Origin of the sequence: Polymorphospora rubra (assembly GCF_018324255.1) — a bacterium.
GTDB lineage: Bacteria > Actinomycetota > Actinomycetes > Mycobacteriales > Micromonosporaceae > Polymorphospora > Polymorphospora rubra.
In genome coordinates this window covers 3,890,525-3,901,891 of sequence record NZ_AP023359.1, presented here as the reverse complement: position 1 = coordinate 3,901,891, position 11,367 = coordinate 3,890,525, and the positions used below count along the sequence as shown (strand labels likewise).

The window sequence follows — 11,367 nt, the reverse complement described above, 5'->3', positions numbered from 1 at the left end:
GTGTCGGTTGCCCCGGACGGTGCGGTGCCACCCGAGGGGGTTTGGTGACCTCTGCGCTCATCGGTAGTCCTCCGGATCGACGTCCTTACGATGGTTCTCGAAGACGTCGACGCGGTACTTCCCCCAGTCGGGGCGGGACCCGTCGACGTCGGTGAAGCCGTACTCGTTGGCGAGCTGCCAGGACGACAGCACCTGCCCGTTCCACCGGGCGACCTTCTCGTCGCCGGCCAGCGCCGCCACCGCCCGGCCGACGTAGTGCGGGGTTTCGGAGATGGCGAAGTGCGGATCCTTCTTCGCGGCGTCCCGCCAGGTGTCCTCGGTGACGCCGAAGCCCTCGAGCATCGCCTCGGAGCGCAGGAACCCGGGCGTCAGCGACACCGCGGTGACCCCGTGCTTGCCGAGGTCCTCGCCCAGCACCTTGCCGAGGCGGCGGACACTGGCCTTGACCACGTCGTAGAACAGCGAGCCGTAATAGTCCTCGCGGTCGCCGTCGGTGATCTCGACGAGGAGTCCGCCCCGGGCGATGAGCAGGGGGACGAGGCGGTGCAACGACACCAGGTGGCTCTGCACCCCGTTGCGCCAGGCGGTCAGGGACCGGTCGAGATCGTGCTCCCAGAACGGCTTGCCCCACTCGACCAGCGGGTCGCCGCCCCAGACGTCGTTGACGAGGATGTCCAGCCGACCGTCCGCCTCGGACCGGATCCGGTCCCGCAGCGCGTCGACCTCCTCCGGAACGCAGAAGTCGACCCGGACCGGGATTCCCCGCCCGCCGGCCCGGTCGACCAGTTCGGCGGTCTCCTCGATCGTCTCCGGCCGGTTCATCGCCGACGGCGCCTGCCGGGTCGACCGACCGGCGACGAACACCGTCGCACCGGCCGCCCCCAGCTCCACCGCGATGCCCCGACCGGCGCCCCGCGTCGCACCCGCGACCACGGCGACCCTGCCCCCCAGCGTCCTGTCCACCAACAACCTGCCCTCCAACGTTCGGCACGCCTCCGGCCGGGCCGCGCGGGGCGGACCACGCGGTGTCCGGCCCACCCACCGTCCACCGTGCACGGTCCGGCCGCGCGCCGTGACGCACCCACGCGAATCGACCGGACGTGTGCCCGGCTAATTCTGATCTGCTCCTCAAAGGGGTAGTTAGTCAATCACAGAAATGACGTATGTAGAACCATGACGCGATCGCCGCCGGGCCGATCCAACCGTTGTCGGCAGCGGAACCGGCCCCGGCAGGCGGCCGCATCCACGGGCCGTGGGCCGGTACCGGCAGCTACAGGTTTTCGCGGTGAAGATCATGACGGGAACGCCGCCGCCGCCCGGACCAGTTCCTCCGGCACCGGCACCGGCACCGGATGCGGCTCGGCCCGGCGCAGGCAACCGACCGTCTGCCGGCCGACGGCCACCGTCTCGTCACCGCGCCGAAACCTGAAGTCCATCGCGATCCGGTTCCCGCCGGTGTCGCGCAGGGTCATCTGCACCTCCACCAGGTCGAGCCCGAAGCACTCGGCGTAGTAGTCCATCGCGCAGGAGACCGTGACCAGGGCCAGCTCCCCGGACTGCAGGGCGGCCATCACCCCGGGTGCGTGGTCGACCAGGAAGCGTTCCCGGCAGTGGCCCTGCCAGTGCAGGTAGTGCGCGAAGTAGACGTTGCCGACCAGGTTCGTCTCGTCGAGGGTCACCAGGTGCCGGTAGACGTAGACGGACATGTCACCTCCCCTCGGTGGCCACCGCGACGGCCGCGACGGCCGGCCGGTCCGTGCCGACCAGCGCCATCCGCGCGGTCAGCACCTGCGTGCCGTTCGCCCGCAGTACGACGGTGCCGGGGTCGACCACGAGATCGACGCGCAACGGCTGGTCCGGCTCCCCGCCGGTACGTTGCCGCAGCGCGGCCCAGGCCGAGGTGACCCGGCCGAGCGCGTGCTCGAAGGGCTCGTCGGCCTTGTCCGCGACGTCCCGGGCGAGCTGGTGCAGCCATCCGTTCGACTCGTCGCCGGCTGTCTCGGCGCCGGCCGCCCACCGCCACTCCAGCCCGACCGGCCCGCCGGCGACCGCGACGAGCCGCCCCGGCCCGTCCGTGCCGGACGGGGTCGAGACCAGGTCGACCGCGTCCGCCACCCCGCACTCGATGAGCCGGCGGGTCAGGTAGGGGCCCACCGTCTCCACCGCCAGCGGGCCGGGCCGGGGCTGCCCCACCGCCCGCAGCCGCAGCCCCTCCCAGCCGGCGACCGCCCGGCCGGCGGCGTCGCGGGCCTCGACGTCGTAGACGTAGTCGTCGGCGGTGTGCCGGCGCTCCACCGCGGTCACCAGCACCGGGCCGTCCGGGCGGTGCCACACGGTGAACCGGTCCAGCCCCACCGGCAGCGCCCGCCGGTGCGGTACGCAGGCGAGCAGCACGTGGATGCAGGCGTCGTGCAGGCCGGGATCACCGAGCAGCAACTCGTCACCGTGGAACGCGGAGAACCACCGGGCCGGCCGGTCGGCGCGTACCCAGGCGCGTACCTCGAACGCGGACAGCCGCTCGTAGCCGACCAGGCGGCGGAACCGTCCGCTGTGGAACAGCAGGTTGCCGTAGAAGGGATGGGGTTCCCCACCGGCCGGGGCCGGCCCGACCTCGACGTCGGGCGGCGCGGCCGGCGGCAGCGGGTCGACGGTCCCCCGGAAGCGGTCCGCGGCGAAGCCGTCGCTGTCGTCGCGCAGCGCCACGGTGACCGCGTCGGGGTTGGCGGCCGCTCCGACGGCCGAGCAGCGCAACGCCCGCCCGGCCCGCTCGGGGACGGTGATCGGGGCGGCGAACTCCGCGTCACGTACCGACCAGACCGGTCGCGGCCCGCGCAGCGACCGGGCGCTCTGCGCCATCGCCTCCAGGCCGAGTACGGCGGGAAAGACCGCCGTGCCGTCCAGCCGGTGGTCGTCGAGATAGGGATCGGAGCCGAGCGAGAGCGAGTTCTCCAGCACCACCTCGACCCCGGGCAGCAGGTCCCGACGGCTCTCGGCGAACCGCAGCGCGGGTACCTCGACGGTGCCGGTGACGAACGTCGGCACCGCCGGGAAGCGACTGGTGACGGTCAGCGTGACCGGGGCGGCCGGGTCGCCGACCAGGTCGAGCAGGACGGCACAGCCGTCGGCCGGAAGGATGGGTGCCACCCCCCGCCGGGCGAGGCTGTCGACGGCGCCCAGCCGGACCCCCATGCCGAGGTCGGACCAGACCGACCACTCCAGCACCAGGGCCCGGCGGTCGGGGTGCGCCGCGGCCCACCGCTCGACGAGCAGCCGCATCCAGTCGTTGGCCACGCAGTACTCGGGCTGGCCGGTCAGCCCGCACCGGCCGATGATCGAGCCGAAGCCGACGACCAGGCGCAGGTCGGGGCCGGCCGCGTCGAGCAGGTGCCGCAGCCCGTCCACCTTGGGGCGCAGCACCCGGTGCAGGGACGCCGCGTCCACGTCCGGCATCGGGCGGGGCTCGTTGATCCCGGCCCCGTGCACGATGCCGGCGACGACACCGTCGGCCGCCGCCGCGGTCAGGGTCCGCCGGACCTGGCCGGGATCGGTGACGTCGCAGCTGGCGTACGTCGTGCGGGCGCGGCGGCGCAGGCGGGCCAGTCCGGCCACCACGGCGGGCGCGTCGGCCGCGGTACGACCGAGTACGAGCAGCCGGCAGCCGGTCCGTTCGGCCAGCACCGCGGCGGCCTCGGCGGTGATGCCGTCGACCCCGCCGGTGACCACCAGCACCTCACCGGGCCGCAGCGGCGGGTCCCCGCCCTCGCCGGTGGCCCGTACCGAGGTCTCGAGGCGGTGGCGGCTCCCGTCGGGATCGATCCGGAGCTCCTGGTAGCCGTCGCCGACGAGGGCGGCCGGGTCGTCCGGCCGGGCGTCGACCGGCAGCTCGACCACGGTCGCGGCACACCCGTACTCGGCGACCGCGCTGCGGGCGATGGCGGCGGCGGCCGGATGCCCGTGGTGCGTCACCAGGAGCCGGTCCGGCCGGTCCCGGCCGATCCGGGCCAGCAGCTCCGCGACCGGCCCGGCCAGGTGTTCGCTCGGCGTGTCGGGAGCGACCTCGGGCAGCGCCACGGCCAGCCCGGCCGCGGGTACGTCGTCCGGGGCGGCCAGCCGCTCGGCCAGCCAGTGCCCGTCCGGCGCGACGACCCGCCAGGCGACCGCCGGCGCGGGCCGGTCCGGTGTGCGGTGCTCCACCCAGCGGTGGGCGAAGACCCGGGGGCCGGGTGGTGGTTCCGGTGGGACGTCGGGCGTCGCCGTACCGGGTGCGGGGGCCGGCCGGTCGGCGCTGGCGAGCACGTCCGCCGCCTGCGCGACGGTGGCGCCGGCCAGCAGCACCGGGGTGAGCTTCACGTCGCGGCCGAGCAGCCGGGCCACCTCGCTGACCGTGTGGACCACCTGGAGCGAACTGAGGTGCAGGTCGCCGAGGAGGTTGGCGGTCGGCCGGATGGCGTCGACCGGCAGTTCGAGGGTACGGGCGAGGTGTTCGCGCAGCACGGTCAGCGGATCGCCGTCGGCGGTGGCCGGTACGACCACCTCGGCGCGGGGCGCGGGTGCCGGCGTGGCCTCGGCGACCCGGGCCGGCGGGCGTACGTCCACGACCTCGTCGACCGGCAGCGTCTCGCAGGGGTTGGTGAGCAGTTCGACCGGCTGCCCGGCGCTCATCGGCCGGTGGCCGCGTCCGGCGAAGTACGGCTCGAGGTCGGCGGCACCGGCGGCGGCCAGTACGGCGGTCGCCATGGCGTGCTGGCGCTGCCCGCCGCCGCAGTCGAGGCTCACGACCGGCAGCGGCACCCCGCAGTCCGGGGCCAGCCGGGTCAGGATCGTCCCCGGGCCGGTCTCGACCAGCAGGTCGCACCGGGTGGCCAGGTCCCGCACCGCGGTCAGGAACTCGACCGGCCGGGTGAGCTGGTCCACCAGCAGCCCGGCGGGGTCGTCGGCCGGGCCGAGCGGGGCACCGGTCGTGGTGGACACCACCGTCGCGCGCGGCTCGCCGAAGGCGAAGCCGGTGAGCGCGAAGCGCAGCGGGCCGGCGACCGGATCCATGGCCGGGCTGTGGAAGCCGTGCGAGACGGCGAGCTCGACCCCGGTGACGCCTGCGGCGGCGGCCCGGCGCAACACCTCGCGTACCTCGGGGACGGGTCCGGCGACCGTGGTCTGGTGTGCGCCGTTGCGGCCGGAGACGACCACGCCGGTGCCGTCGAGCAGGGCGGCCGCCCGGTCGGCGTCGGTGGCCAGGTTGGCCATCCCGGTGCCGGGCCGGCCGTAGTCGGCCATCAACCGCCCGCGTACGGCGGCGAGCCGCAGCCCTTCGGCCGGTTCGAGGGCGCCGGCGAAGACCAGCGCGGTGATCTCGCCGAGGCTGTGCCCGACGGCGGCGACCGGCCGGCAGCCGAGCGCGTCCAGCCAGGCCAGGCCGGCGAGGCTCTGCCGGACGATCGCCGGCTGGGCCACCTGTGTCGCGCTGTCGTCGTCTCGCAGTTCGAGACCGTCGGGGCACGCCGGCACGCCGGGCCGGTCCAGCCAGTACGGCAGCCGGGCGCGCACCGGCGCGGCCTGGCCGGGGAACAACAGGCCGACCCGGGCCGGTGCGCCGACGCCGACCGCGCAGCCGGCCCGCTCGTCGACGCGTACCGGAACGGGGTCGGCCAGCAGCTCCCGGGCCCGGCGGGCGGCGGCGGCGAGTTGGTCGGGCCGGGCGGCGACCAGCGCCGCGCGCGCCGGACCCCGGTCGCCGGTGTGGTGGCAGGTGGCGGCCAGGTCGTGCAGTTCGGCGACGCTGAGCCGGTCGGCCTGGGCGGCGACCGCGTCGAGCCGGGCGGCGAGGTCGGCCCGGTCCCGGCCGTGCAGCAGCACGATGTCGTGCTCCGGCACGGGGGCCGCCCAGCGGGCGACGGCCGGGGCCGGCAGGTACGCGCCGGTGCCGGCGCCGCGCAGGACGAGGTGGGTGTTGATCCCGCCGAAGCCCATGGACGAGACGCCGGCGACCGGCTCCGGGTCGGTCCACGGCTGCGGCTCGGCCAGGACCCGGACCGGTACGCCGGGTCCGCGCAGCAGTTCGTGCGGATCCTCGCACCCGGTGGTGGGCGGCAGGATCCGGTGGTACGTCGCCAGTGCCGCCTTGATCAGCCCGGCGACCCCGGCGGCGGCCTTGGTGTGGCCGATGTTGGCCTTGATGCTGCCGAAGGCGGCCGGGGGGCCGGAGCGGTCCAGCACCTGGCGCAGCACCCGCATCTCGACCTGGTCACCGACGGCGGTGCCGGTCCCGTGCCCCTCGACGAGGCCGACCGCCGCCGGCTCGACGCCGGCCATCCGGTAGGCGCGGGCGAGTGCCCTGGTCTGGCCGCTCACCTCGGGTCGGGTGAGGCCGCCGGAGCCGTCGGACGAGGTGCCCCAGCCGACGATCGTCGCGTACACGCGCAGGCCGAGCCGGTCGGCCTGGGACGCCCGCATCAGCGCGACCATCCCGCAGCCCTCGCCGGGCAGGAATCCGGTCGGGTCGGCGTCGTAGATCCGCATCTCGTCGACGGCGAGCGCGCCGACCCGGGCGAAGCCGACGAGTTCCAGCGGGTCGAGGCTGAGGTCGACGCCGCCGGCGACGGCCAGGTCCAGTTCGCCGTCGCGCAGGGCCCGGCAGGCGGTCATGACGGCGAGCAGGCTGGACGAGCAGGCACCGTCGACGGTGTAGCCGGTGCCGTGGAAGTCGAAGTGGTTGCAGATCCGGCCGGCGATGGTGTTGGACAGCGAGCCGGCGAGGGTCTCGTCGTTGGGCGCGGCGAAGGCGTCGCCGACGAGCTGTTCGAGTTCGCCGAGGGTGGCGGCGACCAGGTCGGGTTCGATCCCGCTGCGGCGCATGGCCAGGGCGCTGGCGTCGCGCAGGAACGGCAGCCGGGCCCGTACGGTGGCGGCCCGGCTGAACTCGCCGGTCAGCGAGTTGCCGAGCACGACGCCGACCAGGTCACGGTCGACGCCGGCGCGGTCGAGGTCGGGTCCGGACAGGCCGGCGTCGGAGAGCACCTCGGCGGCGGTCTGCAGGGCCAGCCAGTGGCTCAGGTCCGCCGACCGGTACAGCGGTCCGGGAATCCCGAACCGCTGCCGGTCGAACGACCAGTCCCGGAGCAGACCGGCGTGGGTCACGTACGTCGTGTCCGGCTGGTCCGGGGTGCCCCGGTAGCCGGCGCCGAGCCGCTGTTCCGGCAGGCGCCGGAAGGCTCGGCGCCGGCCGAGGACGGTCTGCCACAACTGGCCGGCGTCGGTGGCGTCGGGGTAGTGGCAGGCCATCCCCACGATGGCGATCGGTTCGGTGCTCATTTCGGCGGTCCGGCCACTGTCTTCGCGGGCTCGGTGACGGGTGCCGGGGCGCTGGCGGCGCTGCCGGCGGTGGCGGTGGTTCCGGCGGTGGCGGCGGTGGCGGCGGCCTCGGCGGCGAGCCGGTTCGACTCCCGGCGGGCCGGGCTGAAGAGGAGGATCAGGCCGCGCAGGATGCAGGTGATCACGAGGGCGAAGAAGAGCCCGAAGGAGACCTCGGCGAGGACCAGGATCGAGTAGACCGCGGCGGCGGTCAGGCCGAAGATCACCTGGCCGCGCCGGGATCTGGGCGTGGTGCCCGGGTCGGTGATCATGTAGTTGGTGAACAGGATGAAGGCGAATCCGGTCATCGGCAGCAGCGCGCCGACCAGCGAGTGGTCGAGCAGCAGCCAGCGCAGGAAGGCCTGCGCCGCGAAGCCGAGGACCCAGGCCATGATCAGCGGGATCTTCTTGGTCAGCCCGGCGTTGAGCATCGTCCCGGCGCCGAGCACCGCGAGCGGGAGCAGCCAGTCCAGGGTGTCGGAGATGTTGTTGGTGAAGTGGTACGGCGGTGCGATCCCGACCCACGGGAAGACCACCAGGGTCAGCGCGATGCCGGCGTTGGACGGGTTGAGCATGTGCCGCAGCCGGCCGTTCTCCCGCAGCCGGATGACGTACTTGCTGGCGTTGGCGGCGGTGACCGCGAACAGGTACGGCCAGATCGACTCGTTGCCCCACAGCAGCATCGCGCAGGCCAGCCCGGCGATGTGCGCCGGCAGCAGGAACGTGATCAGGTTGCGGGTGCCACCGACGAACTCCGGCACCCGGTCGTGCGCCCTGCTGTCGACCCACTCCATCAGCAGGGCGGTCGCATAGCTGCCCAGCAGGGCGAGGATCGGGGTGATCGGCGACTGTTCGAAGCCGAGGAAGAGGTGCCCGACGATGTTGAACACGGTGATCGAGAGCGCGAACCGTTGCAGCGCCTTGACCCGTGGTGGGGTGGGCGGCTTGGCCGGCGCGGCGGCGGGTGCGGCGGTGGTGCCGCCGACCGGCTCCGGCTTGTCGGCCGGCGTAGCGGTGGGGGGTGCGGCCGTCGTCGTCATCGCAGCTCCGCCGTTCCGTTCGGGGTGAGGAGAATCGTGTGCCGGCCCGGGGTCAGCTGGACCTCGGCCCGGTGCACCGTGGTGCCGGCCCGCCAGGTGATGGTCGCCGGGGTCGAGCCGGCCGAGGGCAGGGCCATCGAGACCTCGGCGGCGGAGACGCCGGCGTGGCCGTTGGCCGGGAAGAACTGGGTGCGGCGGACGCCCTCCGGGTCGTGCACCTCGATCTTGGCGCCGATCGCCGGGCGGGTACCCGTGCCGGCCGGCATCTCCAGCCGCAGGGCCACACCCGGTCCGGCCGGACCTTCGTTGATCAGGACCCGGGAGTCCTCCCACTGGTTGGCCACCAGCATGTCGAGCTTGCCGTCGCCGTTGACGTCACCGAACGCGAGTCCCCGGGACACGTCCTGCGCGCCGAGGCCCACGTCCTTGGCCAGATCGGTGTACCGGCCGTCGGATCCGCGTATCCAGAAGGGGTTGTGCTGGTGGCCGGAGAGGTCGTCCCCGGGACCGAACACCGGCCAGGACACCGGGAAGCGGGTCAGGCCGTCGTTGCCCATCGCCAGTTCCTGCAGCAGCGGCCAGCGGTTGACCTCGCCCTTGATGAAGCCGGTCGCCTGGACCAGTTCGTCGACGCCGTCGTTGTCGAAGTCGCCGGACTTGATGTCCCAGCCCCAGCCGGACCGGGACAGGCCGAGCTGCTCGCTGTCGTTGCGGAACGGCACCTTGCCGCGCAGCAGGTCCTCACCCTTGCCGTCGGGCACGAAGGCGAAGTTGCTCTCGTGCAGCCCGAAGTTGTGGGTGATGTTGCTGACGACCATCATCGGCAGTTCGCTGCCCCGGTCGTAGGTGTAGGTGATACCCATGCCCTTGAACGAGTCCCGGCCGAGCACCAGCGACTTCGGCGTGACCATGTCCCGGTCGCCGACCACGGCCTCGAACCGCGCCTTGCCGGGCGTGGAGTGGTTGACCAGCAGGTGGTCGGGGCCGAAGTCGTTGGCGAGATAGACCTCCGGCAGGTGGTCCCCGGTCAGGTCCTGGAAGCCGATCGCGAGCGTCCACGAGGTGCCGGCCCGCTCCGGGATGGCGGTGGAGGCGTCGGTCAGCACGGGCAGGGTGTCCGGCTGGCCGGTCGGCCGGGCCAGGTAGAGCCGGTTCATACCGGCGTTCGCGGCCAGCGCCATCGAGTCCTGCATGGCGATGCGGGCCTCGTTGGTGATGTCGGGGTCGAGGACCTTGCCCTCGTCCGGGAAGTAGTTGGCCACCATCACGTCGAGGTGGCCGTCCCCGTCGACGTCGGCGACGTTGAGGCCGGTGGAGTTCCAGACCTGCATCGGTACGACCATCTCGACGGCCCGGAAGGTGCCCGTGGTCGGGGTCGTGGTGGCGCCGGCGGTGTTGACGAACAGCACCGGCGAGCGGCCCCAGTAGTAGACGATGATGTCCTGGTCGCCGTCCTCGTCGAGGTCCGCCGGCACGCAGCCCATCGGCGCCATCGTGGCGTCGTACGGCAGCCCGGTCGGGTGCAGCTTGAACGGGGCGTACGCCGGCCCGCCGGCGCCGGGCACCGGCCGCACCGTCACCGAGTCGTCGCGGGGGTCGACCAGGCAGGCGTCGGTGGCCCGGCCCTGCCCGCTCAGGTCGGCCAGGCCGACGGCCGCGCCGACGGCGGAGATCCACGCGCGCAGCCCCCACAGTGCCGGGGCGACCGGCCGCATGTACCGCGCGTCGGGTGGGGCGGAGTTGAGGTTCTGTACGGAGAACCCGAAGCGGTCCGCGGTCCGCGCGCGTTCGGCGTCACCGAGCGCTGGTCGGCTGACCAGCAACCCGAGCGCGATGCACAGCACCACCCCCAACACCGGGGCAAGCGCAAGCCGTAGGGCTTTCGGCATGTCTGTCTACCTCCTCGAGGGCAGCACCGGATGTCAGAAGCGCGCGTCGCAGCGGCGGCGCAGCCTGGCCCGCCACTCCATGTACGCGGGCAGTTCCGTCGACGTCAGCAGGTCTTCGGCGTCGGTGTCGGTCCAGCCGGCGGCGGTCTCCGCCGAGACGCCGACCAGGCGCTGGCAGGCCAGCGTGGTGTGGTCGGGCACGATGCCGGCGCGGACCCGGGCGCCGGCGGCGAAGGTGACGCCCTGGCGCAGGTGCGGGGCGTGCACCCCGGCGGCGACCGGCAGCCGGTCCATCTCCTGCGGGCTGACCCCGCCGGCGTAGCCGCAGGCCAGCCCGATGCCGCTCCACAGTGGAGCGCGAGCGGCGAACGGCTGCCGTTCGATCGCGGCGGCGATGCCGTCGACGTCGGCGGACTCGAGGAACCACAGCGCCCGGCCGCAGCCGGCGACGACCGCCTCCCAGCGCTCGCCGGTGTGGCGGGCACAGCGCCGGGTCAGCGCCGCCGGCCCGCCGAAGAAGGTCTCGGCGAAGCCGGCGCCGTCGAGCGCCAGCCAGCGCAGCAGCGGGGTGACCGGCAGCCTGGGCAGCGGGAGCCGCATGGGCGCGAACGTCCAGCCGGCGCCGACGTGGATCAGGTGGGTGTAGCCGTCGCCGGGTCCGGCGAGCAGCTGGCTCAGGGCCCGCCGGCGGGCCGGCACGACGTCGAGCATGGAGGCGAACATGGCGGCACCCTCGTACGCGAACCCGCGTTCCTCGGCGGTCACCGCGGCCAGCGGACCGTGGAGGTCGCCACGGTTGCGGGCGGCGAGGTTGAACCCGGTGAGGAAGCTGCGGGCGTGCCGTTCGAGCAGCGCCCTGGCCTCCGGGCGGGTGCACCGGAAGCCGCGGTGTTCGAAGTCCGCCATCCGCATGGGCAGCGGCCAGGACTGAACGGGAAACGCGCCGAGATCGTTGCGCACAGGCTTGTTGGCTTTCTGCAACACATGGTCCTCCAGTGTGAGCCAACCACTGTCAATTGATTATCATCGAATCTCTGCACTCGTCAAGTTCCATTGACAGCTTCTGTCAACTCACTGTCGACACTGCTCGC

6 protein-coding genes are annotated in these 11,367 nt (G+C 73.7%); all 6 read right to left on the bottom strand.

Annotation, left to right across the window (positions count from 1 at the left end; all coding sequences use genetic code 11):
• Nucleotides 1-57: 57 nt before the first annotated feature.
• Nucleotides 58-966, bottom strand: coding sequence for an SDR family oxidoreductase (locus Prubr_RS17920; protein ID WP_212828198.1), 909 nt, complete (start codon nucleotides 964-966; stop codon nucleotides 58-60).
• A 326-nt stretch (nucleotides 967-1,292) separates the two neighbouring features.
• A complete protein-coding gene (locus Prubr_RS17915) occupies nucleotides 1,293-1,706 on the bottom strand; it encodes an acyl-CoA thioesterase (RefSeq protein ID WP_212826886.1) in 414 nt (137 codons plus the stop codon).
• A 1-nt stretch (nucleotide 1,707) separates the two neighbouring features.
• Nucleotides 1,708-7,308 (bottom strand): type I polyketide synthase, encoded by a 5,601-nt coding sequence (locus tag Prubr_RS17910; RefSeq protein WP_212826884.1) that lies wholly within the window; start codon nucleotides 7,306-7,308, stop codon nucleotides 1,708-1,710.
• The gene (locus tag Prubr_RS17905; RefSeq protein ID WP_212826882.1) at nucleotides 7,305-8,387 is read right to left on the bottom strand and encodes a hypothetical protein; all 1,083 of its coding nucleotides are present in this window, start codon (nucleotides 8,385-8,387) and stop codon (nucleotides 7,305-7,307) included. Before Prubr_RS17905 ends, Prubr_RS17910 begins: the two co-directional genes overlap by 4 nt.
• Nucleotides 8,384-10,276 (bottom strand): FG-GAP repeat domain-containing protein, encoded by a 1,893-nt coding sequence (locus tag Prubr_RS17900; RefSeq protein WP_212826880.1) that lies wholly within the window; start codon nucleotides 10,274-10,276, stop codon nucleotides 8,384-8,386. The genes Prubr_RS17905 and Prubr_RS17900 overlap by 4 nt, the downstream gene beginning before the upstream one ends.
• 33 nt (nucleotides 10,277-10,309) lie before the next feature.
• Entirely contained in the window at nucleotides 10,310-11,257 is a 948-nt protein-coding gene (locus tag Prubr_RS17895) for a DUF1702 family protein (RefSeq protein ID WP_212826877.1), read from the bottom strand.
• Nucleotides 11,258-11,367: the final 110 nt, after the last annotated feature.

Coding starts and splice junctions, on each gene's coding strand:
- Prubr_RS17910 (WP_212826884.1), bottom strand. CDS start 7,308: ATGAGCACCGAACCGATCGCCATCGTGGGGATGGCCTGCCACTACCCC.
- Prubr_RS17900 (WP_212826880.1), bottom strand. CDS start 10,276: ATGCCGAAAGCCCTACGGCTTGCGCTTGCCCCGGTGTTGGGGGTGGTG.
- Prubr_RS17905 (WP_212826882.1), bottom strand. CDS start 8,387: ATGACGACGACGGCCGCACCCCCCACCGCTACGCCGGCCGACAAGCCG.
- Prubr_RS17915 (WP_212826886.1), bottom strand. CDS start 1,706: ATGTCCGTCTACGTCTACCGGCACCTGGTGACCCTCGACGAGACGAAC.